Consider the following 25,455-nt stretch of genomic DNA (forward strand, 5'->3'; position numbering starts at 1 on the left):
CGGTCGCCGTTTGACGTCCGCACCCGCCGTGCCGCCGCCCGCCATGACCGCCTCCCCCCTGAACGCGACCTCGCCGCTGGCCGACTGGCTCGCGCACTGTGCCGCGCTGCACCCGACCTCGATGGACCTGTCGCTGGAGCGCACGGTCGAGGTCGCGCGCCGCCTGGGCATCGTCTTCCGTGTGCCGCTGATCAGCGTGGCCGGCACCAACGGCAAGGGCAGCACCTGCGCGATGCTGGAGTCGATCGCCCGCCAGGCGGGCTGGCGCGTCGGCCTCTACCAGAAGCCCGAGCTGGTGCGCTTCGAGGAGCGCTGCCGCATCGACGGCACGCCGATCGAGGCGGCGGCGTTGAGCCCGCATTTCGCGGCCGTCGAGGCCGCCCGCGGCGAGATCTCGCTGACGCAGTTCGAATTCAGCACGCTGGCCATCGCCCGCGCGCTGTCGCTGGCCGAGCTGGATCTGGTGATCCTGGAGGTCGGGCTCGGCGGCCGCTTCGATGCGGTCAACGCCTTCGATGCCGACGTGGCGGTGATCACCAGCATCGCGCTCGACCACACCGAGTGGCTGGGCGACACGCGCGAGGCGATCGGCTTCGAGAAGGCCGGCATCCTGCGCGCCGGCCGGCCGGTGGTCGTCGGCGATCCGCAGCCGCCGCACACGCTGCTCGACCATGCGGCCGCGCTCGGCTGCGACGTCTGGCAGCAGGGCCGGGATTTCAGTGTCAGCGGTGATCCGCAACAGTGGCGCTGGGAAGGGCGGGGCCGGCGCTGGAGCGGCCTGGCCTACCCGGCGCTGCGCGGTGCCAATCAGCTGCTGAACGCCGGCAGCGCGCTGGCCGCGCTGGAGGCGCTGCGCGAGCGCCTGCCGATCACGGCCCAGGCGGTGCGCACCGGTCTGGCCCTGGTCGAACTGCCGGGGCGCTTCCAGATCGTGCCCGGCCAGCCGGCGCTGGTGCTGGATGTCGCCCACAACCCGCAGGCCGTCGGCGCGCTGGCGCTCAACCTGGACCAGATGGGCTTCCATCCGCGCAACCATGCGGTGGTCGGTGCGATGCGTGACAAGGCGCTGGTCGAGCTGTTCCGGCCGCTGGTCGCACTGGTCGACCACTGGCATCTGACCGCGCTGCCGACCGCGCGCGCGGCCACGCCGGCCGAGCTCGAGGCCGCCCTGCACGAGGCCCTGGCCCTGCGTCCGGCCAGCCTGCCGCCGCCGGCGATCCACCACCATGCGCAGCCGGCCCAGGCCCTGCAGGCCGCGGCAGCGGCGGCGGACCCGGCTGATAGAATCGTGGTCTTCGGATCGTTCTACACCGTCGGCGGCGTGCTGCGCGACGGCCTGCCCCGGCTGGGCGCCCCTCACCTGGGCTGAGCCGGCCCTGGCGCCGGCCTGCCGCGCGGGCCGACCCCGCGATGCCGGTGGCCCGCGGTCTTCTTCCGCCGCCGTCCAGACCTTCATGGGATTGCTGACCAACGTCTTCAAGCGCCGCAGCTCGCCGGCGTCCACCCCGCCCGTGCCGGCGCCCGATGCAGTGGCGATGGCGCGCGCCCGGGCGCGCCGCCGCCTGATCGGCGCCACCGTGCTCCTGCTGGCCGGGCTGGTCGCCTTTCCCCTGCTGTTCGAGACCCGGCCGCGCCCGGTGGCGGGCGACATCGCCTTCGAGATCGCACGGCAGGACGCCGCCCCGCAGGCCCAGAGCGCGCCGCCACCGCTGGCGCCTGCGCCGGCCGTGGTCTCCGAGCCGATGCCGGCCGTCGAGGCCGATGGCCCTGCGCCTGCCGCCACGCCGCCTGCCACGGCGCCGCGTCCGTCTGCTGCGCCCGAGCCGGCTGCACCGGCACCGCGCGAGATCGTCGAGCAGGACGATGGCCGTGATCGAGAGATGGTCGCCACCTCCACCCGGGCCGCCCATGACGAGGCCGCCGCGCAGAAGGCGGCTGCGGACCGGATCGCGGCCGACAAGGCGCTGAAGGCCGAGCGGGCCGAGAAAGTCGCGGCCGACAAGGCCCGTGCGGAGAAGGAACGTGCTGCGGACAAGGAGCGCGCCGAGAAGGCGGAGCGCGTCGCCTCGGCGGCGGCCCAGCGCATCGTCGTGCAGGTCGGCGCCTTCACCGATCCGGACAAGCTGCGTGAAGCCCGCCGCAAGGTCGAGAGCCTGGGGCTGAAGACCTACACCCAGGTCATCGAGGTCGATGGTGTGGCCCGGACCCGCGTGCGGGTCGGCCCCTTCGCCACCCGCGCCGAAGCCGACAAGGCGGCCGCCCGTCTCAAGGACGCGGGGCTGGCCACGGCCTTGCTCCAGCTGTGATTCCGGCCGGCCAGGATGGACACCGCCGCGGGGACCGGATGGATCGATGGCCTGATGCTGCTGCTGCTGGCAGGCTCGGTTGCGCTGGGCCTGTGGCGTGGGCTGGTGTTCGAGCTGATGTCCCTGGTCGGCTGGCTGGTGGCCTGGCTGGCGGCCCGCTGGTTGACGGTGCCGATCGCGCCCTGGGTGCCCGTCGGTGCGACCGGCAGCCCGCTGCATGTCGGCGCCAGCTTCGCCGCGGCCTTCATGCTGGCCTTGCTGGCCTGGGGGCTGGCCGCCCGGCTGGTCCGGCTGGTGATCCGGGCCACGCCGCTGACGGTGCTCGACCGCGCGGCCGGCGCCGTCTTCGGCCTGGTGCGTGGGCTGCTGCTGCTGTTGCTGGCGGCAGTGCTGGTCTGGTCCACTCCGGCGGCGCGCTCCGAAGCCTGGCAGCAGTCGCGGGGCGCCGTCTGGCTGGCCACCGTGCTGCATGGTCTGCGCCCGCTGTTGCCCGAGGCCCTGATGCGCCACCTGCCGGACTGACTGGCTGGCTGACTGACGACGCGGCTGCGCCCTGGCGCGTGACACCGCGTCCATGGCGCGTCGTGATCGCGGTCACGGCGGCCCGCTCTGAATTCTCCTGATCGTTTCTTCCCGTCTTCTCCCAAGGATCTCCCCACCATGTGCGGCATCGTCGGCGTCATCTCGCGCACCCCGGTCAATCAGCTGATCTACGACGCGCTGCTGCTGCTGCAGCACCGGGGCCAGGATGCGGCCGGCATCGTCACCATGCAGGGCACGAAGTGCTTCATGCACAAGGCCCGCGGCATGGTGCGCGACGTGTTCCGTACCCGCAACATGAGGGCTCTGCCGGGCAACGTGGGTCTGGGCCAGGTGCGCTACCCGACCGCCGGCAACGCGTTCAACGAGGAAGAGGCCCAGCCCTTCTACGTCAACGCGCCCTACGGCATCGTGCTGGTGCACAACGGCAACCTGACGAACGCCCACGCGCTCAAGCAGGAGCTGTTCGACGTCGACCGCCGCCACATCAACACCGGCAGCGACACCGAGGTGCTGATCAACATCCTGGCCCACGAGATGGAGCTGGCCGGGCGTGACGTGCCGCTGACCCCGGCGCTGATCTTCAAGGCCGTCAAGGCGGTGCACCAGCGCATCAAGGGCTCGTATGGCGTGATCGCGCTGATCGCCGGCTACGGCCTGCTGGCCTTCCGTGATCCCTACGGCATCCGTCCCCTGGTCTACGGCCAGATCGACACGCCCGACGGTCCCGAGGTGATGGTGGCCAGCGAGACCGTCGCGCTGGAGGGCACCGGCCACCGCATCGTGCGTGACGTCGCGCCGGGCGAGGCGATCTTCATCGACCTCGAAGGCCGGGTGCATGCCGAGCAGTGCGCGGCCGCCCCGCAACTGCATCCGTGCATGTTCGAGTACGTCTACCTGGCCCGTCCGGACTCCGTCATCGACGGCATCTCGGTCTACCAGGCGCGCCTGAACATGGGCGAGACGCTGGCCCAGCGCGTGATCAACCAGATGCCGCCCAGCGAGATCGACGTCGTCATCCCGATCCCCGAGAGCAGCCGGCCGGCGGCGATGCAGCTGGCGCAGAAGATCGGCAAGCCCTACCGCGAGGGCTTCGTCAAGAACCGCTACGTCGGCCGCACCTTCATCATGCCGGGCCAGGGCCAGCGCAAGAAGAGCGTGCGCCAGAAGCTCAACGCGATCGCCGCCGAGTTCAAGGGCCGCAACGTGCTGCTGGTCGACGACTCCATCGTGCGCGGCACGACCTCCAAGGAGATCGTGCAGATGGCGCGCGAGGCCGGGGCCAACAAGGTCTACATGGCCAGCGCCGCGCCGCCGGTGCGCTACCCGAACGTCTACGGCATCGACATGCCGACCTCGACCGAGCTGATCGCCCACGGCCGCACGCAGGAGGAAATCCGCGCCTACATCGGTGCCGATGCGCTGATCTATCAGGACGTGGACGCCATGAAGCGCGTGGTCTCCCAGCTGAACCCCGCCATCGTCGGCTTCGAGGCCAGCTGCTTCGATGGCCAGTACATCACCGGTGATGTCAGCGCGGCCGACTTCGAGGCCATCCAGACCCAGCGCACCGAAGCCCGCAAGGACGACGAGGATGGCGAGGCCCGCACCCGTCTGACGCTGCAGAGCCGCGCGGAAGGCTGAGCCCCGACGACCGGGCCGGTGCCCTGAGGAGGTCCGATGAGCCGCCATCCCCTGGCCTCGCATCCCGGGCCGGCGCACAGGCCGGCGTCCGGTGACCTGACGCAGAAGGGCAGGGCGCGCACCGTCACCGTCATCGTTGTCATGACATGAAGCATCAGGGCCCCGTCGTGGGCCCTGTCCGATTCCATCGTCCCCGTTTCCGGGGTCCTGCTGCCCCGTCATCCCATGAACCAAGCACAGAACCGCCCGGTGCGCACCCGCATCGCCCCGTCGCCCACCGGCTTCCTGCATCTGGGAACCGCCCGTACCGCCCTCTACAGCTGGGCCTATGCCCGCCACTTCGGCGGCGAGTTCATCCTGCGCATCGAGGACACCGACGTCGCCCGCTCGACGCAGGACTCGGTCGACCAGATCCTGGCCTCGATGCGCTGGCTGGGCCTGGCGCATGACGAAGGCCCGGTCTACCAGATGCAGCGCCTGGACCGCTACCAGCAGGTGATCGACGAGATGATCGCCGCCGGCACCGCCTACCGCTGCTATGCCAGCCCCGAGGAGCTGGACGCGATGCGCGAGGCGCAGAAGGCCCGCGGCGAGAAGACCCGCTACGACGGCCGCTGGCGTCCCGCGCCGGGCAAGGTGCTGCCGGCCGTGCCCGCGGGCGTGCAGCCGGTGGTGCGCTTCGCCAACCCGGTCGATGGCACAGTCACCTGGGACGATCTGGTCAAGGGTCCGATCAGCATCAACAACCAGGAGATCGACGACCTGATCATCCAGCGCCCGGACGGTGTGCCGACCTACAACTTCGCTGTCGTGGTCGACGACTTCGACATGCGCATCAGCCATGTCTTCCGCGGCGACGAGCACATCAACAACACGCCCTGGCAGATCAACATCTGGCGCGCGATCGCGGCTGACACGCCACATCCGGCCTACGGCCACTGCCCGATCATCCTGGGCGACGACGGCCTGAAGCTGTCCAAGCGCCGTGGCGCGGTCAGCGTCACCGCCTACGACGAGGGCGGCTACCTGCCCGAGGCGATGCTGAACTACCTGGCCCGCCTGGGCTGGAGCCACGGCGATGACGAACTGTTCAGCCGCGAGCAGATGGTGCAGTGGTTCGACGGCAGTCATCTGGCGAAGAGCCCGGCCCAGTGGGATCCGGCCAAGCTGGCCTGGGTCAACGCCCAGTACCTGAAGGCCGCGGACGACACCCGTCTGGCCGGACTGGTCGCGGCCCAGCTGGCGCGCCGTGGCATCGCGGCCGATGCGGCGGACCCGCGTCTGGCGGCCCGCTGCGCGCTGTTCAAGGACCGTTGCAGCACCACCGTCGAGCTGGCTGACTGGCTGGCGATGTACCACGCGCCGGTCGAGGGCTCGGCCGAGGAGCGTGCGCAGCACCTGACCGATGCGGTGCGCCCTGCGGTGCAGTCCCTGGCGGATCGTCTGGACACCGCGGACTGGGACAAGGCCGCCATCGCCGCCGCGATCAAGGCGACGATCGGCGAGCACGGTCTGAAGATGCCGCAACTGGCGATGCCGGTGCGCGTGCTGGTGTGCGGCCGGGCGCAGACGCCGTCGGTCGACGCGGTGCTCGCGCTGTTCGACAAAAAAATTGTCGTCGACCGCTTGCGTTCGTTCTGAAAACCGTTCTATACTCCATATCTCGCTTGAACGGCAACGCAAACAAAGCGACGCAACGAAAGCAAGGCTGAAAAGCCAAGCAATCCGAGTGGCGCGGCGCCTGAAGGGCGTGCGAAAGCACGAACCGGGGGTATAGCTCAGCTGGGAGAGCGCTTGCATGGCATGCAAGAGGTCAGCGGTTCGATCCCGCTTACCTCCACCACTACAGGCCTGCGGCGTCGTTCAGGAGATGATCAGATCGCAAGATCCGATCTTGAAAGTTTCAAGTCCCCTTCGTCTAGAGGCCTAGGACACGACCCTTTCACGGTTGTAACAGGGGTTCGAATCCCCTAGGGGACGCCAAATCGCAGGCTTGTACATGCAAGCTTGCCAAGAGGCAAAGAAGTCCGGTGTGAAAGCGCCGGCAGCATGGATTGCTTTGACAGCTGTCCGTGGATTCGTCGAAAGGCGGGTGCATGGATCTACGGGGGTATAGCTCAGCTGGGAGAGCGCTTGCATGGCATGCAAGAGGTCAGCGGTTCGATCCCGCTTACCTCCACCACCGACTCCGGTCGGGCCGTCTGAGCAATCGATGTGTCATCCGTTTTGCGCCGTGTCCCCTTCGTCTAGAGGCCTAGGACACGACCCTTTCACGGTTGTAACAGGGGTTCGAATCCCCTAGGGGACGCCAACAAGCTGACAGGTCAAGTCGTCAGCGGTGTCTTGCAACGGTGCTGAAGCGGATGGGTCCCGATGATGTCGGGCCGGTGTGTTGAAAACGAAGAGCCTGTCGCGCGAATTGCCGACGGGCTTTTTGCTTTTCAGCACCCTGATCCAAGTGGCTGTCCACTTGTCCTTCTGCCCATCATGATCGCCCCACAGCCGATGGCGGCGATCCGACAAGCACGATGGTCCACCGTGACGCTGTGCCGTGGACGCAGCCTGAATGACGATCGCTGGTCGCCGATCTACCCTCCAACTCATCCCGCCTTCCGTGGGTCACAACTGGAGTTGTCGATGGATGCTTCCGATCGTGGGTTCACCGATCCGGCCCGGGGTCACCGGCTGAGCGAAGGCAATGACGCTCGCTATCTGCTGCGCTTCGATTCCTTGTTCGTCGAGGGGCGGGGCTTGATGTTCCCCTGCGATGCGGCGGGGCAGGTCGATCTGTCCGGCCTCAGTGTGCGGGCCCGTGACAACTACCTGCGCGCACAGCGGGTCGTCGGTCGTGAGTACGCGACGCCCTGGGTGCTGCGCGAAGCGCGGATGCCGAGGGGGAGCTGAGCGCCATCCCTGGCCTGACGCCTGCGTCCTGAAGACGCGGGTGACTGCAGAGCGCCTCGGAGTGGCGTCCGCGACCCGCGTTTCAAGGCTGCGTACGCCGCAGCCTCAGGCGGACATCACTGCCGATGCGGTCGATGGCTTCCCAGTGCCATGCCGGTTGCGCGGCCAGCGCCTGAGGATCCGGCGCCAGCGCGGCGAGACCGCGGCCTTCGCCCAGCCAGCGTGGCGCCATGTAGATCAACAGCTCATCGACCCAACCGCCGGCCAGCAGGCTGCCGTTCAGCATGGCACCTGCTTCCACATGCAGTTCGTTGACCGGCGATGCGGCCAGTGTGCGCATCAGCGCACCCAGATCGGGCCGTGGTCGGTCCGTGTGGTGCGCGTGGGGCATGGCCGCGCTGGCGTGTGCACGGGTGGGCTGCCCCGCTGCCGGCAGCTCGATCAGACGCACGCCGGCCGCACGCAGCTTCTCGCGTCGCACACGGGCCTCGTCGTCGTCGGCGAGGGCGGCATCGTCCAGGCCGGCGATGCAGCAGTCCGCACGCGCAAGCAGCCGAGCGCCAGGAGGGCATTGCCAGCGACTGTCGAGCACCAGCGGCCAGGGCTGCACGTCGGTTGCAAGAGCGCGCACGTCCAACAGCGGATCGTCGGCCAGCACCGTGCCCAGGCCGGTCAGCACAGCTGTTGCCCTGCGCCGCCAGGCGTGACCGTCGTTGCGGGCCTCCATCGAGGTGATCCACTGGCTGCGGCCGTCCGGCAAGGCGGTGTGGCCGTCCAGACTGCCGGCGATCTTCATCCGCACCCAGGGGCGGCCGCGTTCGATGCGGGAGAAGAAGCCGATGTTGAGGTCCTGGGCCTGGCGGCACAGGTCACTGTCGGGCGGTGCCTCGACGACGGTGATGCCGGCATCGCGCAGCCGTGCGATGCCGCGTCCGGCGACCTGTGGGAAGGGATCCCGCATCGCGATCACCACGCGGGCGAGGCCAGCGGCGATCAAGGCATCGGCGCAGGGTGGCGTACGACCATGGTGGGCGCAGGGTTCCAGCGTGACCCAGGCCGTGCCGCCGCGCAGTGCGGTGTCGCCCGCTGCGGCACGCGCGGCGCGCAGAGCCATCACCTCGGCGTGTGGGCCGCCGACACGTTGGGTGTGGCCTTCTCCGACCATGCGGCCCTGCGCATCGGCGATCACGCAACCCACGCGCGGATTGGGCTCGGACAGGCCGATCGCCTGCGTTGCCAAGGCCAACGCCTGCGCCAGCCGTTGGCCGTCGAGCGCTGCGTAGCCGTCACCGCCTGAGACGGCGTTCGGGATCACTGGGGCGCCGGCTGGTGCTGCCGGGTGTTGTAGATAGAGTCGCCTGTGGGGCAAGTGCTAGAAGCCTTGACCAGCAAATAGTTCTGTTCTGTCAGGCTCTGGGTGACCTTGTTTGTGCAAATCGTGCTATTTGCAGCGTAACTGGTCCGGCAATAAGTCAGTGGGTGATCAATGTTGGCTACGAAGTCCGGGTTTGTTGTGGTGTAGCGGGTGTAGCGGCAGACCTTGTAGGCGTTGCTTCCGGTGCCGGAATTGGTCCAGTCTTCAGCGGTCTCGCCCGTGTAGTTGCCAGGAACCAAATCAAGCTTTCCGCCCCAGCCTGAACTTCCATCCGTCAGTACAACAAGGCAGAAATATTGAATGGGTAGGTATGCGTCGTTAAGTCGCACGGCAGCGGGTACGCCTGCGCGGGATGTCGGCGAATTGGATGCACACTGAGGATTTCCGGAAACATTTACGCCGGAATCTGAAGCGATTCGAAGCGGGCTGTCCGCCGAAAGAATTCGGACGCCGCGCGAGAGTTGCCCTGGATCGCGGGCCTCGCTCAGGCCTGGTTCTGCAACATTCGTGAAGTGAACGCTGCCACTGACCAGTCGACCGCTGATTGACTGGCAGTTCTCTACCGTACTGGTGGTTATCGCCGCTTGGTCGGTAGTGATGCCGCTGCACAGCGACGAGACTGTGCCAGTCGTGTTGTTGAAAACCCAGACGCTGGTCCCTTGGTTAAACGGCTTGAACGCGCTGCGGCCGTCACCCAGATCCTTGGCCTCGGACGGTATCGCCGCATGTCGACCGCTGCGTTGACTGGAGGGTGGACTGATCTGGCTGACCGCCAACTGGCCGCTCAACGTCGGATCTATGCCGGCCACCAGGGCTTGCAGTTGGATGCTCTGGTTCTGTGCCTGGGCTTGACCTGCGGCTGGCACTGCGGCTGTCCGGTCAGCCCAACTCACCGTGACGGTGATGACTTTGCGCGGCGTGCCATCGCTGGGCGTGGTCACCGTCCTCACCAGGGTGTAAGTGGTGTTCTGGCGGTTGTCGGGCAGCTCGTAGGAACTGACCGTCCGGGTGCTGATCGCGTCCCATGAGTCGGTGCCCGAGATGCTGGCGAAGGCACGGGCTTTCTCGAGTTCTTGGCTCGCGATGCGTGAGGCTTCTGCCCGCTGGCGGGCGACGTCCGCGTTGTAGCGCAGGTTGGTCTGTAGCCCCATCAGCGCCAGGACGCCCAGCGACATCACGACAAGACAGATCAGCGCTTCGATCAGCGTAACTCCGGAGCGATGGAGTGTTTGTGCTGTCGACGGGCGAAGCCGCGCCAAGGTCTTGCCAATTTCGGGTAAAGGCATGCGACGCATGCTGTCGTTTTGCGGCAATGGGCGCGTCATTCTCTGCCTCCGCGGTTCCATCCGGCTGGAATCCGAACGAAGGAGCCGTACGTGTCCTTCATCAGCTTGAGTACGTCACTGTCGTAGCTGGCAGTCATCGTGCCGCTGACCGTGATGTCCTGTGCCGCGACCAAGGCACCACGGAGGCTGCCGCTGGATGCAGACCACACGACGTCATGGGCATACGCCAAGCCCACCAGATCCATGCCGGCGGAGATGGTCAACGTGCCGCTGACGACCAAAAGCATTGGCTGGGCTGACGTGCCGACGGTACCCGTCGGGCTGTCAGCCAGCGTCAGATCGCCGTCGATATAAATCGGCCGGCCCGCATTCTGCCCCGTCCATTGCGCCGTGGTCAGGTCCGAGAGGTCGCAGCCACCGCTGCACGACAGGCGGACGACCGCCGGCTGTCGCTTGTACAACGATTGGTCCATCGTGAAAAAGCGGCGGAAGAAGCAATTGCCGGATTCGCAACCGCTGCCACTCGGATTCTCGGTGTACTGCTGAGTCAAGGCTGCTGTGTCCGGTGGGACGAGAACTCGGCCGTCATTGGTCGATGTGCTGCCGGCCGGCCCCGATACGGTCGGCATCGTGCCAGAAGGCCAAGTTGCTGCGCCGCCCGTCTGGATACCGATGCCTGTGGTCGGGTCAGTATTGGCGATGTGGAGCGCGGTGGCACTGGACGCGTCCAGATAGCGGCCGGTGGTGATGGTCGCAGCGGGGACGGCCGGCAGTGCCTTGACCAGCCCCAAGTGGGCACGTACGTCGACGATTGCATCTGTCACCGGATGATCGACATTCGCAATACAGCCTTGACTCGCCGTGCCTGCATTGGCGCAGCCGCGGACCTGGACCGTGATGGTTCCGGCGCGAGTTTCGGCGCCCCCGGCTGCAACGGGTGCGTCATAGTTGATGCGGAAGGCTGCGCTGTTGTCATCGCCAGCCAGCGGATTCAGGCCCGGGTTCCCAGAATTCGGGCAGACACAACTGAGCTCACCACTGGATACCAACCTGCATCCTGCGTAGTACTTGTTGGTCAGGCTGGTGATTGATCGCGTGACGTAGTCGTAGCCGTTGGTCTCACTGTTGCGCAGCAAGTAACGCGAGCGGAAGTTTCCCAGAGATGTGTCGGAGGTCGGCTGGCATCGTGTGTCGATGTTGCCGCTGTTGAGCATTGCGGTGACCCAGTCGACCGCGCTGTCCGCGGCTTGTGCAGCTCGCTCCGAACGCACCGAGCCCGCGGAGATGCGTTGCTCTATGATGATGTTGCGGTTGGCGTAGGCAGCGACCAAGGCCATAACCAAGAAGAGGCCCATGATCACCACGAGTGCGGCCAGCCCTTGTTCCGGGCAGTGCGTGCGGCGCAGTCCGACGTCTGGATCGGATCGCCTCAACATGCGCCCTCCCGAATCAGGTCGTTGCGAAGGCGCACGGTGGTCCCGATCGAGCGCTTCACGCTCGCGTCATGGACGGCTTGGGCCGTGATGGAAATGGTCGCACTTCGTTGGCAACGTCTGAGTGCGCCGCCTCCCGGTCCTAGCGGAGGGCAGTTCGCCAGGTTGGATCCGCACGGCAGGACCACTCCAGGTAGTCCATCTGCTCCATTTGCTGTCTCTATTGCCACCGTGAAGCTTCGTACGTCGATAACTGCTGAATCAGTCAACGCCTGCCACGTGTCATTGAGCTTCATCTGCATGACACCGACTCCACCCGTGCTGATTCGTCGGAAGCCGGTGCGCTCGTCTTGATCCTGTGTGCCGCTCTCGGTGTAGGTCGGGTCTGGATACTCCTCGTCACGGGAGAACGAATATTCGATGGATGTATCAGCCGTCGAGTTCGCAAGGGTGACGGCGGCGTAAGGATTGGCCAGTACGTTGGTCAACTCGCTACTTGATGGGTTGACCGTCTGCGGCGAAGCGGCCCAGTAGCCAGCACGTCGTAGATCTCGCACGATCAAATCCATTGTCACGCGCAGATCTTGCTGCACCTGGGCCTCCAGCAGTAGTCTGCGGTGATCGGCCAGTTGGGATGTCGACACAATGACTGCGCCGGCCAGAATAACCAGACCGAGCGTGATGCCGATCATCATTTCGACCAGCGACATGCCGCGGGACGGTCGGGGTGCCATTCTGGCGAGGAAAGATTCAGTCATGTACACGCCCCATAGGTGGGGTGAAGCACTGGCTGGCCGGTCGTACGGATCTCGCAGATGACAGGCATGCCGGTTGGTCCGATGTCCACCCGCAGTGATCCGCCGCGGCTCGAGGAGATGATCGAGCTCATCATGATCGAATTCGCTCCGATCGGATAAGGCAGGGCCGTCAGTTCGTCAAAGCGCAGGAAGCTGTCCGTGCCGGCGTTGGCAATCGACACACCATCGGCAGTTGGCAGCCGGATCATCCGCAGCATTTCAGGTTGCACGGTAAAGAGCGCGATCGTGTTGCAGAGGTTGGTAGCCCGACCGCAATCGCATGTTGAATGGTCGTTGGCCATGTAGACGCCCGCACAGCTGAAGCCCGTGCCACTGCTGATCCCGAGAAAAACGCGCAGTGCGCGCTGTGGTGATTGCAGTTGCAATGCACGTGCGTACCGTACCGTCGTCGCGAATTCCTGCGCCGTGCCGTCGACCCGCTTCCGCGCCAGATAGGTGGCGATGGATGGGGCCGACACGGCCGCCAGCACGCCGAAAAGGGCCACGACCAGCAGCAGTTCGATGAGGGTCAGGCCTCGTGGGCGGCCTTCGCGCCGATCTGCCTGCACCTGGATCCGGGATGTTGGGGTCCTTGGCATCACTTCACCCAGCAGATGTCCGGGCTGTTGGTGGTACCGCTGGCGTTGGTCGACGTGTAGCTGGGAATGCCCCCGCCGCTCATGGTCACACGCAGCGAGCGGCAATTCGTGTCCGCGTACTGGCTGCTGTCAGACCGTGCCTGCGCAACTGCCGTATATCCACTCGATGTCGCAGATCCGCTGGTGATGCTGATGTCGTAATGTCCGTTCAGCTCCCCCGGAGGGGGGTGCGACTGCGTCGGGGCACCGGTCAAGGTCGCGATGTCGTCGTGGTAAGTGGTGTTGTTGGCCCGCCAGCGCTCCTGGGCCTGCATGACCTGGGTCAGTGCGGCCATCGCGTCGGCGCGGCGGCTCTTGCGGATCGCGCCGGTGAAGGAGGGGTAGGCGATCGCGGAGATGATGCCCACCACCACGACTGCGATGAGCAGTTCAAGCAGCGTGACGCCGTGCGGGATCGATCTGACGATGGGCCGCAGGGCGTCCGTGGTGCGGTAGGGGCGGATGGCATGGGCGATCATGCCTTCGATTATCGGCGGGGCGACGCGGCCTCGTTGCCGGGGGACCTGACCGCTCGTCGGTGACTCAGTACCGTTGGTCGTGCAGTTCGAGTCAGCCGTGGTTCGGCAGTTTTGTCGACGGGCATCGAACTGCCGAGGGCGATTCCGCGATCGCCGGGCACGACAGCGCTCAGGCGCAAGTACTCCACCCCGGCAACGGCGTCACCGCGCACCCGCGCACCCGGCCGAGGATGTTGATGATCTTGCGCACGCGCAGTCCCTGTCGCGAGCGGATCTCGAAGGTGGCCGTCGGCGTCACCGTGCCATGGTCCGGGGCGAAGATCAGGGTCCGGTTCACGGTCGTGACGGTGGCGCCGGCCTCGGCAAGGCGGGTGCTGCTGGCCTGCAGCAGGCGCGCGGGTGCATCGCAGGCTGCCGGCGCTCCGGTCGTGGGATCGGCGCAGCGGCAGGCCTGTGGATCACCGGTGTGCGTCAGCGTGCAGTGGCCGCCACCGCCGGTCAATGCCCTCAGGGTCAGGCGCACGGGGGTGTCGAGCGCGATGGCGGTCTGGCGCGCCATGCGCAGTTGCTGGTCGAGTTCGCCGGCGACGACCTGCACTGCCTGGCGGTCACGGATGGCGTCGATTCTCGGCAGTGCCTGACTGACCAGCAGCGCCGAACAGCACAAGCTGGCGTAGATCTCGATGCTGCCCAGGCCGCGGGCCGCTTTCTTCCCGTGCCGGTCGAGCGCGCCGACTGCGCGGCAGCGGATTGCGGTGTTCGGCTCCATCGGGCGCTCCTGTCGGTCCGGGATGACCAGACTCTAGGCAGCGCCCCTGCACGTGTCGTCACCCTTCAGCGGGCGCCGCGGCGGTCCCGAGGAGGGCCCCCGTTCGCGGGGGGGGGGGGGGCAGCGGGATCAGATGTCCCGGATCAGCTGTCGGAACTCGTCGACGTCCTCGAAGCTGCGGTAGACCGAGGCGAAGCGCACGTAGGCGACCTTGTCGATGCGCTTGAGTTCGCGCATCACGTGCTCGCCGAGGCGGGCGCTGGCGATCTCGCGCACGCCGCTGGCCATCAGCTTTTCCTGGATGCGGTCGAGCGCGGCGTCGACCTGCTCGACGCTGACCGGGCGCTTGCGCAGCGCCAGCATCATCGAGGCGCGCAGTTTGGACAGGTCGAGATCGACCCGCGAGCCGTCCTTCTTGACGACGGCCGGCAGGGCCACCTCGGGCCGTTCATAGGTGGTGTAGCGCTTGTCGCAGGTCAGGCACTTGCGACGCCGGCGCACCACGTCGCCTTCATCGGATTCGCGGGTCTCGACGACCTGGCTCTCGCGGTGGCCGCAGTAGGGGCAGCGCATCGGGCTTTGTGGGGGCGGTCGGCGCTGCGGCCGTCAGGCTGCCGCGCACGAGGGGCGGACACGGGGTCTCGCGGGGACGCGGACCGCCGCCACGCGCCTGCGGCGCATCGGCGGGGTCCGCGCGGGTGGGTCAGCGGTAGACCGGGAAGTCGCGCGTCAGCTGGGCGACATCGGCCTTGACACGTTCGAGGACGGCCGCGTCATTCGGCGCTTCCAGCACGTCGGCGATCAGGTTGGCGACCTTGCGTGACTGCTCTTCCTTGAAGCCGCGGGTGGTCATCGCCGGCGAGCCCAGGCGGATGCCGCTGGTGACCATCGGCTTCTGCGGGTCGTTGGGGATGCCGTTCTTGTTGCAGGTCATGTGGGCACGGCCCAGCAGCGCCTCGGCTTCCTTGCCGGTCAGGCCCTTGGGGCGCAGATCGACCAGCATGACGTGGCTCTCGGTGCGGCCGCTGACGATGCGCAGGCCGCGCTGGGTCAGGGTCTCGGCCATCACGGCGGCGTTCTTGACGACCTGCTCCTGGTAGGCCCTGAACTCGGGGCTCAGGGCTTCCTGGAAAGCCACGGCCTTGCCGGCGATGACGTGCATCAGCGGGCCGCCCTGGATGCCGGGGAAGATCGCGCTGTTGATCTTCTTGGCGACGTCCTCGCCGCGCATCAGGATCAGGCCGCCGCGCGGGCCGCGCAGGGTCTTGTGCGTGGTGGTGGTGACGACGTCGGCGTGCGGCACCGGGTTCGGGTAGACGCCCGCGGCGATCAGGCCGGCGTAGTGCGCCATGTCGACCATGAAGTAGGCGCCGACGGCCTTGGCCACCTTGGCGAAGCGCTCGAAGTCGATGCGCAGCGCGAAGGCCGAGGCGCCCGCGATGATGAGCTTCGGCTTGTGCTCGTGGGCCAGACGCTCCATCGCGTCGTAGTCGATGTCTTCCTGGGCGTTCAGGCCGTAGGAGACGACCTTGAACCACTTGCCCGACATGTTCAGCGGCATGCCGTGCGTCAGGTGGCCGCCTTCGGCCAGGCTCAGGCCCATGATCGTGTCGCCGGGCTGCAGCAGGCCGAAGAACACGGCCTGGTTGGCCTGCGAGCCGCTGTTGGGCTGGACGTTGGCGTACTCGGCACCGAACAGCTGCTTGGCGCGGTCGATGGCCAGCTGCTCGACGACGTCGACATGCTCGCAGCCGCCGTAGTAGCGCTTGCCCGGGTAGCCTTCAGCGTACTTGTTGGTCAGTTGCGAACCCTGCGCGGCCATGACGGCGGGCGAGGTGTAGTTCTCGCTGGCGATCAGCTCGATGTGATCTTCCTGGCGCGCGGTCTCGGCCTGGATGGCGGCCCACAGGGCGGGGTCGGTGTTGGCGATCGTGGAGACGGAACGGTCGAACATGGAGGGCAGTCCGGAAGGGAGTGTTGGCCACGGCGGGCGGGTCGCGGACGGCGTGCGGACCGTCAGGGACCATCGCTGCAGGGCTGCCCAGGCGCACGGCTGTCGCGCGGATGATCCCCCTGGAATGAGGGGCATCCACGCCTGCGCTTCCCGGTGGTGATCCACCTCGGGCGGAATGCCCTTATCGCCAGTCGCGCAGGTTCACGGGCGACCGGCGGCGCCGGTCGCCGGACCGGCTCTGCACCGGTCCCGGGCGCTGTTCGCCCGTCGGGCCGGAGTGTAGCAAGCTGGCCGCCGCGGCGGTGTGGCAGCTGTCGCGGGCAGCAGGTCTCGATCTGGATCGTCGCCGGGTCAGCGCGCGGTGTAGGCCACCCGCACCGGGTGGGCGTCATCGTGGGCCTGTGCGGCCGTCTCTGCGGCGCTGCCGGGCGTGCCGGTGGGGGTGTTGATGTCTCCGCCGCCCTGTCCGCCTTCACCGGTGGGCGCCTGGGTCCGGAGGACCTGCGGTGCCGGAGTCGGCAGAGGCGTGTTCCAGGCCACCGCCTTGCCGGATGCCACACGCTTGAGGAAATCCTGCTCGGCCAGCACCTTGCGTGCATAGCCGCCGTCGCTCTCCAGATTGGCCGCGCCGACGTAGTAGCGCAGTCCGGCTTCGACACCCCCGGCCCGCGCGATGCACTCCTTGAGCACCAGCACGCCGACGCGCAGGTTGGTCACCGGATCGAAGGCCGCGCGCTCGCCGCCGAAGGCCTCGTACTTGTCGTTGTGGATGCGGGTCATCACCTGCATCAGGCCCTGGGCGCCGACCGGACTTTGCGCGAACGGGTTGAAGCTGGACTCGATGGCCATGATCGCCAGGATCAGGGTCGGCTCCAGGCGGGCGCGCTCTCCCACGCTCCAGGCTTCCTGCACCAGCCGGCTGACGGGTTCAGGCGCGACCTTGTACCGTTTCGACAGCCAGTTGGCGACGGCCGCCTGCTGGCGCGTCAGGCTGCGCGGATCCGCTGCGGTGGCGCGTGTCACCGCGTCCGGCTCGGACATCTTCAGTTCGGCCTGCTCGACGATGGCGGCGATCACCGGGGTGCGCGCGATCTCGCGCTCCTTCAGCCAGGACAGGGCTTCGCGCTCGATGTCGAGCCGCAGTTCGTCCTTGCCGGACATGAAGATGGCGACGGCGACCACGCACAGGCCGACCGTGGCCAGTGAGTGATGGCTGACTTCAAGCAGACCCGCGCCGACATCGCGGGCGAAGACCTGCGCCGAACGGGCGCAGGAGAGCGCCACAGCGCGCAGATGAGCGTACGCTGACATCCAGTTGACCTCGATTGTTGTGGCACCGGTCGATGTCGGTCGGCGTGGCCTGACCGCGGACATCCCGACGCCGATAATGGTGCCGCCCCGGCGGTCAGTCCTCCTCAATGGACTGGTGACCTTGGCCGGTGGCGCGGGAACGATGGGCCGGAGGGCCGGGTTCCCGGACGTGAACTGACGACGGGATCATCCCGTAGTGCCGGCATTCTAGGAAGCCTGGAAATAACCGGTCAACCATGATGTTCTCTGGTCTTATGGCATTTTTGATATGAAGTACCGGGATCTGCGAGATTTCTGCGCCCAACTCGACCGCCTGGGTGAGCTACGGCGTGTGTCCGAACCGGTCTCCCCCCAGCTTGAGATGACGGCTCTCGGGGACCGGGTGCTGCGTGCCGGCGGGCCCGCGTTGTGGTTCGAGCGGCCGACCGGCCACACGGTTCCGGTGCTTGCCAACCTCTTCGGCACGCCGCGCCGGGTGGCGCTGGGCATGGGGGCCGATTCGGTCGACCAGCTGCGGGATATCGGCCAGCTGCTGGCCAGCTTGAAGGAGCCGGAGCCGCCGCGTGGTCTGAAGGACGCCTCGCGTCTGTGGCAGATGGGCAAGGCGCTGTGGGACATGAAGCCGCAGCGCCGCCGTGACGGTCCCTGTCGGGAGGTCGAACTGGGGGGCAGCGAGATCGATCTGCGCCGCTGGCCGATCCAGACCTGCTGGCCTGGCGACGCCGGACCGCTGCTGGCCTGGGGCCTGGTCGTCACCCGCGGGCCGCAGAACGTCGAGCGGCCGCGTGCGCGCCAGAACCTGGGCATCTACCGGCAGCAGCTGATCGGGCCGCGCCAGCTGATCATGCGCTGGCTGGCCCACCGCGGCGGGGCGCTCGACTTCCGCGAGTTCGCGCTCGCCCGTCCGGGCGAGGCCTTCCCGATCGCCGTGGCGCTGGGTTGCGATCCGGCGACCACGCTGGGCGCCGTCACGCCGGTGCCCGACAGTCTGGGCGAGTACCAGTTCGCCGGCCTGCTGCGTGGCAGCCCGACCGAGCTGGTGGATTGCGCGGTCGGCGATGGTGGCCTGATGCTGCAGGTGCCGGCCACGGCCGAGATCGTGCTCGAAGGCCACATTCCGACGGCCGCGCCCGGCTTCCGTGGTGAGAGCGAGATGGGTGTGCCGCTGGCCGAGCGCGGCGGCTATCTGCACGCGCTGGAAGGCCCGTTCGGCGACCACACCGGCTACTACAACGAGCAGGACTGGTTCCCGGTGTTCGAGGTCTCGCGCCTGACCCACCGGCGTGATCCGGTCTACCACTCGACCTACACGGGCAAGCCGCCGGATGAGCCGGCGGTGCTGGGCGTCGCGCTCAACGAGGTCTTCGTGCCCATCCTGCGCAAGCAGTTTCCCGAGATCGTCGACTTCTACCTGCCACCCGAGGGATGCAGCTACCGCATGGCCGTCATCTCGATGAAGAAGGCCTATCCGGGGCATGCCAAGCGGCTGATGTTCGGTCTCTGGAGCTTCCTGCGGCAGTTCATGTACACCAAGTTCATCGTCATCACCGACGACGACGTGGACGTGCGGAACTGGCAGGAGGTGATCTGGGCGATCACCACCCGCATGGACCCGGTGCGCGACACCACGCTGGTCGATTCGACGCCGATCGACTACCTCGACTTCGCCTCGCCGGTCAGCGGCCTCGGCGGCAAGATGGGGCTGGACGCGACGAACAAGTGGCCGGGTGAGACCAGCCGCGAGTGGGGCCGCGTGATCACGATGCCGCAGGCGGTGCGTGATCGCGTGGACGGCCTGTTCGATGCGTTGATGGGGCCGGGCGGAGGGGGATCCAGGGCCTGAGGCGGGCGCTGTTCCCGGTCCGTCCTGACCCGTGATCGGAGCGGCCATCGGGGTAGGCCGCGCTTGCGCGCCGGGCCACTCGCAGGTATCTTCGAGACGCCTTCAAACGAAGGTCATCCCATCCGCACAGTCTGCTGTGCGAGCAGGGTTTCCGGACATCACCCTCCGGATATCCGCATGGTGGTGCGTGTCGCCACCCGACCCCTCCTGAAGAGCTCGAAGGGCTTTCCAGGAGGGGTTTCGCTTTTCCGGGGGCGGCCTTCGTCTTCGTCTTCGTCTTCGTGTGCGGATCAGGAGCCGGTCCACCAGGCGCCGAGCTCGTACAGCGCGGTGTGGACCCGGACATACCCTTCGGCCGAAGGCAGCCAGTCGAGCAGGTGTTGCCGGCTGCTCTGGGCATTGCCCAGGGGGGCCGGCAGCACGGTGATCGTCAGGCCGGCGATCTCCGCGGCGTCCTCCAGTGCGCGCCGGGCTCGCCGCATCTGTGCCCGGTCGGTGACCAGCACGATGGTGCCGATCTGCTGGCGGGCCAGCACCGGCAGCGTGTTGCGCGCCATGCCGCGCATGTCGCGCGATTGCGCCTCGATCCAGCGCAACGGACGGCCGTAGTCCTGGCGGGCCATCCGCTCGGCGATCTCGGCGGTCGGGCGTTCGCCGCGATCGGCCAGGCGGATGCCGCCGCTGACCATCACCGGTTGTTCGATGCGGCGTGCCAGCCACAGGCCGTAGTGCAGGCGCCGCAGCGAGGCGTCGTCGAGCATCGCCTCGCCGTACTCGGGCGCATACAGCTCGCGCCCGGCGCCCAGCACCAGCACGGCCGCGCGGTTGCCGGCCAGCTCGCGCCGCAGGCCGGGCAGGCTTTCGGCGGTCAAGGGCAATGCCGGTTGCAGGAAGCGCTGTTCCAGCCATTCGCCGGTGGCCGTGCAGTGGCTGAACCACAGCCCGAACAGTGCCGTGACGATGAGCGCCAGGCCGCTGACCGGGCGCTGAGCCAAGCGCAGCAGGAAGCCGGCCAGCAGCAGCAGCAGCAGCGAGACCGGGGGCAGCAGCAGGGCGGCGAGCACCGGCTTCCAGGTGCCGACGCCGGCGAGCAGATCGTTCATCGGCCGGACCTCCGGCCGTGCCGCAGGCGGTCGTTCATGGCGCCAGGCGCTCCCGCAGCCAGGTTCCGTCCGCCTCCAGGCGGTAGTGCAGCCGATCGTGCAGGCGGCTCTTGCGGCCCTGCCAGAACTCCCAGGCCGTCGGCTGCAGGCGGTAGCCGCCCCAGTGCGGAGGTCGTGGCGGCTGCAGCGCGAACTGCGCCGCATAACGTGCGGCCTGCGTGACCAGTACCGCACGTGAACGGATCACCTGGCTCTGTGGCGAGGCCCAGGCGCCGATGCGCGAGTCCAGCGGCCGGCTGTGGAAATAGGCATCGGATTCCTCCGCCTCGACGCGGCTCACCCGGCCCTCGATGCGCACCACCCGCTCCAGCTCGACCCAGTGGAACTGCAGTGCGGCGTACGGGTTGCCGGCCAACTCGTGGCCCTTGCGGCTGTCGTAGTTGGTGTACCAGACCAGGCCGCGGGCGTCCCAGCCCTTGATCAGCACGATGCGGGTCGACGGCCGGCCCTCGGGGCTGACGGTGGCCAGCGTCATCGCGTTGGGTTCCGGGACTTCGGCGGCCACCGCCTGCTGCCACCAGTGTTCGAACTGCTGCAGCGGGTCGGCCTGGCTGGCGCTCTCGTCGAGGGTGTCGCGCTCGTAGCTCTTGCGCAGATCGGCAATGCGGGAATCCATGGGGCTGAAGTATGCCGTTGTGCGGTGGCTGTGCCGGACTGGAGCGCACGGCGGGTCGTGTGCGTGTTCGACCCTAGGGGGCGGTCCGCTTGTCGCGTGTGCGGCCGGCCGCGATGCTGATGGCCATGATGAGCGTATGCCGGCAGCTCCCGTGATGACCGATCTGTCCGCCGGCCGTCGTGTGACGCCGGGCGCCGCGGCCATGAGCGCACTGTTGACCGGGCAGGCCGCGTCGCCGGTGTTGCTGGTGCTGGCCTCGGTCTGGCGTGGCGCCGTGCGCCGGGGCCAGGCGCGCCCCCTGCCGACGACGCAGACGATCGAGCTGTGCCTGCAGCAGGCGGTGCTCAGTGGCCTGCCGGTGGTGGCGCTGATCGCCGAATCACAGTTGACGGTGGCCGCGCGTTGGCTGGCCCGGCGCGACATCGTCGCGCTGCCCGACATGGGCGATGGCACGCCATCGCTCGGCGTGGCGCTGGCGGCCGGCCTGGGCCACTGTCCGCAGGCCCGCGGCTGGCTGCTGTGGGCCAGCCATGCGCCGATGGTCCAGGCCGCCACGCTGTGTGCGGTGGCGCGGGCACTCGAGCACCAGCCGCTGGTGCGTGCGCACTACCAGGGCATCGGCGGCCAGCCGCTGGGTTTCGCGGCCGAGTTCTATTCGGATCTGATGCGGCTGCGGGCCGATGACGACCTGCAGCGCATGCTGGCGCGCTTCCCGGCTGACCCGGTCGAGGTGGATGACCCGGGCGTCACGCTCGATGTGGCGGATCTGCCGCGGATGCTTCAGGCCCCGGCGTCCTGGCCGGCCCTCGACCGGCCGCAGGGCGAAGGTCCGGCGGGCGGCGTGCGCTGAACGCTCGGTCCTGCCGGCGGGGCGCGTTCAGCCGGCGCCGTCCGGGCCGCCGCTGCGCTTGAGCAGCAGCGCGTGCAGGCGCTCGATGCCGCGGTCACGCAGACCGTGCTGGCGCAGGGCTTCGGCTGTACGGCGCAGGTACTCGGCCGTGCTGCCGGCCCGGCCGCAGGCCTGCAGGCGCCGGTGCAGTTCGGCCTCGCACAGGCCGCGCACATGGGCCGGGTGGTCGTGTGCCAGGGTGAAGGCCAGCGCGCGCCGTTCCGGGCCGTCGGCGCAGCGGCAGCGCAGCCAGCGCGGCTGGTAGACGTCCTGCGGCATCTCGCGCGCCCACAGCTGCGTCAGCGAGTCCGCCCATTGCGTGGCACTCAGGCGGTAGACCATGGCCCGGCAGGTGCCGCCGCGCATCAACGCGCAGACCAGGCCGGGCCGCTCCGGCGTGCCACGCCACAGCGTCGAGCGCATGCGCAGTGCGCGGTGCCAGCCATGGACCGTCACCGCATGGGCCTGGACCGATTCGAACTCCGGCCGCCAGATCAGCGAGGCGTAGCCGAGGATCCAGATGCCCTCGTCGCGCACCAGGCTGCCGGCCTGTGTGAGCAGGGTCGGCAGATCCGGGACGGGGCGTGCGCTGGGCGGCAGGGTCATGCGGCAGGCCGGAGGAGGGGCAAGGGCAGGGTGGGCGTGCAGGGGCCGGCGCGATCGAGTGTGCACCAGCGTGCCGGGCTGCGCGATCGGCCCGGCATCGTCTCGGATTGACGATGTAACCAGGTTACTCAATAATCGGATGTCAAGTTACTGACGCGCTCCAGGCGCCCCGGAGTCCCATGCACGCTCTCGTCGACCAGGTCACCCACCGCATCCGCGAGCGCAGCGCATCGCTGCGCAGCGCCTATCTGCAGCGCGTCGATCGCCTGGCCGGCCGCGCGCCCGGGGCCCAACGCATGGGCTGTGCCAACGTCGCGCACGCCTTCGCGGCGCTGCCGCAGGACGAGCGGCTGCGCATCGTGGCCAGGCGTGCGCCGAACCTGGCCGTGGTCACGGCCTACAACGACATGCTGTCGGCCCATCAGCCCTATGCCGGCTATCCCGAGCTGCTGCGCGCCGAGGCGCTGCGCCAGGGCGCGACGCTGCAGGTCGCCGGTGGCGTGCCGGCGATGTGCGACGGCGTGACCCAGGGCCTGCCCGGCATGGAGCTCAGCCTGTTCTCGCGCGACGTGATCGCCCAGGCCACTGCCGTGGCGCTGACCCACGACGTGTTCGACGGCGCCCTGTTGCTGGGCGTGTGCGACAAGATCGTGCCCGGGCTGCTGATCGGCGCGCTCCATTTCGGGCATCTGCCCTGCGTCTTCGTGCCGGCCGGCCCGATGGCCTCGGGCCTGAGCAACAACGAGAAGTCCAAGGTGCGCGAGCAGGCCGCCCAGGGCCTGGTCGGCCGCGACGAGCTGCTGGCGGCCGAGCAGGCGGCCTACCACGGGGCCGGCACCTGCACCTTCTACGGCACGGCCAACTCCAACCAGATGCTGCTGGAGGCGATGGGCCTGCACGTGCCCGGCGCCGCCTTCGTCCACCCGCACGATCCGCTGCGCGAGGCGCTGACGCGCGAGAGCGTGGCTACGGTGCTGGGCCTGACGCGCGAGGGCGGTGATTTCCGCCCGATCGGCCGGCTGGTCGACGAGCGCACCATCGTCAACGCGATGGTCGCGCTGCTGGCCACCGGCGGCTCGACCAACCACCTGATCCACTGGGTGGCGGTGGCGCGTGCGGCCGGCATCCTGATCGACTGGACCGACTTCTCCGAGCTGTCCTCGGTGGTGCCGCTGCTGGCCCGCGTCTATCCGAACGGCAGCGCCGACGTCAACCAGTTCCAGGCCGCCGGTGGCCCGGGCTTCGTGCTGCGCGAGCTGGTCGACGCGGGTCTGGCCCACGGCGAGGTGATGACGGTCGCGCAGAACGCGCGCTGCGGCCGGGACGGCCTGTCGGCCTACGGCCTGGTGCCGCGGCTGGCGGCGGCCGGCGATGCGCGCGGCGGCGTGCGCTTCGAGCCGCTGCCCGTGGCCAGCGGTGACGAGGCCGTGCTGCGGCCGGCCGCGCAGCCGTTCTCGACCACCGGGGGCCTGAAGCTGCTGCAAGGCAATCTGGGCCGCGCGGTGATCAAGGCCTCGGCCGTGCCCGAGGACCGCCACGTGATCGAGGCCCCGGCCCGCGTCTTCGACAGCCAGGAGGCGCTGCAGGTCGCGTTCAAGGCCGGCACGCTGACCGGTGACTTCATCGCCGTCGTGCGCTTCCAGGGCCCGCAGGCCGACGGCATGCCCGAGCTGCACAAGCTGACGCCGCCGCTGGCCGTGCTGCAGAACAAGGGCCAGCGCGTGGCGCTGGTCACCGACGGCCGCATGAGCGGCGCCTCCGGCAAGGTGCCGGCGGCCATCCACGTCAGCCCCGAGGCGCTGGCCGGCGGCCCGCTGGCCAAGGTGCGCGACGGCGATCTGATCCGCCTCGACGCGGTGGCCGGCACGCTGCAGGCGCTGGTCGATGCGGCCGACTGGGACGCCCGGGCGCTGGCCGTGATCGACCCGGCCGCGGCCGAGGAAAATGCCCACGGCCTGGGCCGCGAGCTGTTCGGCGGCATGCGCCGCACCGTGCGCAGCGCCGAGGAAGGTGCCGTCACCTGGATCTGACGGGGCGAACCGCCCGGAAGGCGCCGTGCGATGCGCCCCGGTCCTGCACGCGTCCCGTGTCATGGCGCCGTCTCCGCGGTCCTGCCGTCCGCGCGCGACATCCGTTTTGCCGGCCTGACGCCGGAGTCCCCGCACCGCGATCCGGATCCGTTTCCGGTCGCGGCCTGCCTACCCTGATCCCTGCAACCCCCGGATTCCGTCCATCATGAGCTCTGACCTGCTGGCCACCCTGCCGAGCCTCGGCCCCGTCATCCCCGTCATCGTCCTGCAGCGCGTCGAGGACGCCGTGCCCCTGGCCGAGGCCCTGCTGGCCGGTGGCGTCAAGGTGCTGGAGGTGACGCTGCGCACCCCGGCTGCGCTGGCCTGCATCGAGGCCATCGCCAAGGCGCTGCCCGAAGCCGTGGTCGGCGCCGGCACCATCCGCTCGGCCGCCGATGCCCAGGCCGCGCTGGACGCCGGCAGCCGCTTCGCTGTCAGCCCCGGCTACACCAGCGCCATCGGCGCCGAGTGCCGCCGCATCGGTCTGCCGCTGTTGCCGGGCGTGGCCACGGCCAGCGAGGTGATGGCCGCCAACGCCGACGGCCTGTCCTTCCTGAAGTTCTTCCCGGCCGTGCAGGCCGGCGGGCTGCCGATGCTCAAGGCGCTGGCCGGTCCGTTCCCGGACGTGGGTTTCTGCCCGACCGGTGGCATCTCGCTGGAATCGGCGCCGCAGTTCCTGGCCCAGCCCAACGTCAAGGTCGTCGGCGGCTCCTGGCTGACGCCGGCCGACGCGGTGGCCGCCGGCGACTGGGGGCGCATCACGGCGCTGGCCCGCGAGGCCTCGGCGCTGCGCGGCTGAGGCCCTGCGGCCCTGTCCGTGGCCGTGAGCCCCT

Annotated in this window: 23 protein-coding genes, 4 tRNA genes and 1 riboswitch; of the genes, 14 read left to right on the top strand and 13 right to left on the bottom strand. The window is 68.6% G+C overall.

Going from position 1 to position 25,455, the window contains the following annotated elements:
• The first annotated feature begins 43 nt into the window (after nt 1-43).
• The 10 genes from folC (at nt 44) to AACH11_RS17880 (ending at nt 7,394) form a co-directional block, all read left to right on the top strand.
• Nucleotides 44-1,369, top strand: a complete 1,326-nt coding sequence (gene folC / locus AACH11_RS17835) for a bifunctional tetrahydrofolate synthase/dihydrofolate synthase (protein ID WP_341375608.1) — start codon at nt 44-46, stop codon at nt 1,367-1,369.
• A gap of 85 nt (nt 1,370-1,454) precedes the next feature.
• Nucleotides 1,455-2,306 (top strand): SPOR domain-containing protein, encoded by an 852-nt coding sequence (locus AACH11_RS17840; protein WP_341375609.1) that lies wholly within the window; start codon nt 1,455-1,457, stop codon nt 2,304-2,306.
• A 54-nt stretch (nt 2,307-2,360) separates the two neighbouring features.
• Nucleotides 2,361-2,828, top strand: a complete 468-nt coding sequence (locus AACH11_RS17845; protein WP_341375610.1) for a CvpA family protein — start codon at nt 2,361-2,363, stop codon at nt 2,826-2,828.
• A gap of 138 nt (nt 2,829-2,966) precedes the next feature.
• Nucleotides 2,967-4,490, top strand: a complete 1,524-nt coding sequence (purF, locus tag AACH11_RS17850; RefSeq protein WP_341375611.1) for an amidophosphoribosyltransferase — start codon at nt 2,967-2,969, stop codon at nt 4,488-4,490.
• Nucleotides 4,491-4,715: 225 nt separating this feature from the next.
• The gene (gltX, locus tag AACH11_RS17855; RefSeq protein ID WP_341375612.1) at nt 4,716-6,131 is read left to right on the top strand and encodes a glutamate--tRNA ligase; all 1,416 of its coding nucleotides are present in this window, start codon (nt 4,716-4,718) and stop codon (nt 6,129-6,131) included.
• A gap of 126 nt (nt 6,132-6,257) precedes the next feature.
• Nucleotides 6,258-6,333, top strand: a tRNA-Ala gene (locus tag AACH11_RS17860).
• Nucleotides 6,334-6,397: 64 nt separating this feature from the next.
• Nucleotides 6,398-6,473, top strand: a tRNA-Glu gene (locus AACH11_RS17865).
• 123 nt (nt 6,474-6,596) lie between these two features.
• Nucleotides 6,597-6,672 (top strand) — tRNA-Ala (locus AACH11_RS17870).
• A 53-nt stretch (nt 6,673-6,725) separates the two neighbouring features.
• Nucleotides 6,726-6,801, top strand: a tRNA-Glu gene (locus AACH11_RS17875).
• 326 nt (nt 6,802-7,127) lie between these two features.
• Nucleotides 7,128-7,394, top strand: coding sequence for a hypothetical protein (locus AACH11_RS17880; protein ID WP_341375613.1), 267 nt, complete (start codon nt 7,128-7,130; stop codon nt 7,392-7,394).
• An 82-nt stretch (nt 7,395-7,476) separates the two neighbouring features.
• Here the strand turns inward: AACH11_RS17880 and ribD are convergent, their stop codons facing one another.
• From ribD to AACH11_RS17930, 10 genes are all read right to left on the bottom strand, one after another.
• Nucleotides 7,477-8,709, bottom strand: a complete 1,233-nt coding sequence (gene ribD / locus AACH11_RS17885; RefSeq protein ID WP_341375614.1) for a bifunctional diaminohydroxyphosphoribosylaminopyrimidine deaminase/5-amino-6-(5-phosphoribosylamino)uracil reductase RibD — start codon at nt 8,707-8,709, stop codon at nt 7,477-7,479.
• Nucleotides 8,706-10,094, bottom strand: coding sequence for a type IV pilus modification PilV family protein (locus tag AACH11_RS17890; RefSeq protein WP_341375615.1), 1,389 nt, complete (start codon nt 10,092-10,094; stop codon nt 8,706-8,708). Before AACH11_RS17890 ends, ribD begins: the two co-directional genes overlap by 4 nt.
• Nucleotides 10,091-11,491 carry a hypothetical protein gene (locus tag AACH11_RS17895; RefSeq protein WP_341375616.1) on the bottom strand — a complete coding sequence of 467 codons (1,401 nt, stop codon included), beginning with the start codon at nt 11,489-11,491 and terminating at the stop codon, nt 10,091-10,093. The genes AACH11_RS17890 and AACH11_RS17895 overlap by 4 nt, the downstream gene beginning before the upstream one ends.
• Nucleotides 11,485-12,246 (bottom strand): PilW family protein, encoded by a 762-nt coding sequence (locus tag AACH11_RS17900; protein ID WP_423228773.1) that lies wholly within the window; start codon nt 12,244-12,246, stop codon nt 11,485-11,487. The genes AACH11_RS17895 and AACH11_RS17900 overlap by 7 nt, the downstream gene beginning before the upstream one ends.
• Entirely contained in the window at nt 12,243-12,884 is a 642-nt protein-coding gene (locus AACH11_RS17905; protein WP_341375618.1) for a pilus assembly FimT family protein, read from the bottom strand. The genes AACH11_RS17900 and AACH11_RS17905 overlap by 4 nt, the downstream gene beginning before the upstream one ends.
• Entirely contained in the window at nt 12,884-13,402 is a 519-nt protein-coding gene (locus AACH11_RS17910; RefSeq protein ID WP_341375619.1) for a type IV pilin protein, read from the bottom strand. Before AACH11_RS17910 ends, AACH11_RS17905 begins: the two co-directional genes overlap by 1 nt.
• A 169-nt stretch (nt 13,403-13,571) precedes the next feature.
• Entirely contained in the window at nt 13,572-14,171 is a 600-nt protein-coding gene (locus AACH11_RS17915) for a pilus assembly FimT family protein (RefSeq protein ID WP_341375620.1), read from the bottom strand.
• Nucleotides 14,172-14,300: 129 nt separating this feature from the next.
• Nucleotides 14,301-14,744 (bottom strand): transcriptional regulator NrdR, encoded by a 444-nt coding sequence (nrdR, locus tag AACH11_RS17920; RefSeq protein ID WP_341375621.1) that lies wholly within the window; start codon nt 14,742-14,744, stop codon nt 14,301-14,303.
• A 130-nt stretch (nt 14,745-14,874) separates the two neighbouring features.
• Entirely contained in the window at nt 14,875-16,125 is a 1,251-nt protein-coding gene (gene glyA / locus AACH11_RS17925) for a serine hydroxymethyltransferase (RefSeq protein ID WP_341375622.1), read from the bottom strand.
• 78 nt (nt 16,126-16,203) lie between these two features.
• A riboswitch (ZMP/ZTP riboswitch) is annotated at nt 16,204-16,330 on the bottom strand.
• A 146-nt stretch (nt 16,331-16,476) separates the two neighbouring features.
• The gene (locus tag AACH11_RS17930; RefSeq protein WP_341375623.1) at nt 16,477-17,436 is read right to left on the bottom strand and encodes a lytic transglycosylase domain-containing protein; all 960 of its coding nucleotides are present in this window, start codon (nt 17,434-17,436) and stop codon (nt 16,477-16,479) included.
• 268 nt (nt 17,437-17,704) lie between these two features.
• Between AACH11_RS17930 and AACH11_RS17935 the strand changes: the two genes are divergently transcribed.
• Nucleotides 17,705-19,279 carry a UbiD family decarboxylase domain-containing protein gene (locus tag AACH11_RS17935; protein WP_341375624.1) on the top strand — a complete coding sequence of 525 codons (1,575 nt, stop codon included), beginning with the start codon at nt 17,705-17,707 and terminating at the stop codon, nt 19,277-19,279.
• A 290-nt stretch (nt 19,280-19,569) separates the two neighbouring features.
• Here the strand turns inward: AACH11_RS17935 and AACH11_RS17940 are convergent, their stop codons facing one another.
• Nucleotides 19,570-20,382 carry a YdcF family protein gene (locus tag AACH11_RS17940; protein ID WP_341375625.1) on the bottom strand — a complete coding sequence of 271 codons (813 nt, stop codon included), beginning with the start codon at nt 20,380-20,382 and terminating at the stop codon, nt 19,570-19,572.
• Nucleotides 20,383-20,416: 34 nt separating this feature from the next.
• Entirely contained in the window at nt 20,417-21,058 is a 642-nt protein-coding gene (pdxH, locus tag AACH11_RS17945; protein WP_341375626.1) for a pyridoxamine 5'-phosphate oxidase, read from the bottom strand.
• Nucleotides 21,059-21,260: 202 nt separating this feature from the next.
• On the opposite strand from pdxH, the gene AACH11_RS17950 reads away from it, so the two are divergent.
• Complete coding sequence (locus tag AACH11_RS17950; RefSeq protein WP_341375627.1) at nt 21,261-21,908, top strand: NTP transferase domain-containing protein; 648 nt, start codon at nt 21,261-21,263, stop codon at nt 21,906-21,908.
• A gap of 27 nt (nt 21,909-21,935) precedes the next feature.
• Here AACH11_RS17950 and AACH11_RS17955 read toward each other — a convergent pair whose 3' ends face one another.
• Nucleotides 21,936-22,553: a gamma-glutamylcyclotransferase gene (locus AACH11_RS17955; RefSeq protein WP_341375628.1), complete on the bottom strand. Its 618-nt coding sequence runs from the start codon at nt 22,551-22,553 to the stop codon at nt 21,936-21,938.
• 179 nt (nt 22,554-22,732) lie between these two features.
• On the opposite strand from AACH11_RS17955, the gene edd reads away from it, so the two are divergent.
• Together edd and eda are read left to right on the top strand one after the other, a co-directional pair.
• Nucleotides 22,733-24,583, top strand: coding sequence for a phosphogluconate dehydratase (gene edd, locus AACH11_RS17960; protein ID WP_341375629.1), 1,851 nt, complete (start codon nt 22,733-22,735; stop codon nt 24,581-24,583).
• A gap of 205 nt (nt 24,584-24,788) precedes the next feature.
• Nucleotides 24,789-25,421, top strand: coding sequence for a bifunctional 4-hydroxy-2-oxoglutarate aldolase/2-dehydro-3-deoxy-phosphogluconate aldolase (gene eda / locus AACH11_RS17965; protein WP_341375630.1), 633 nt, complete (start codon nt 24,789-24,791; stop codon nt 25,419-25,421).
• Nucleotides 25,422-25,455 lie beyond the last annotated feature (34 nt).

The organism is Pseudaquabacterium rugosum (genome assembly GCF_038066575.1).
GTDB lineage: Bacteria > Pseudomonadota > Gammaproteobacteria > Burkholderiales > Burkholderiaceae_C > Pseudaquabacterium > Pseudaquabacterium rugosum.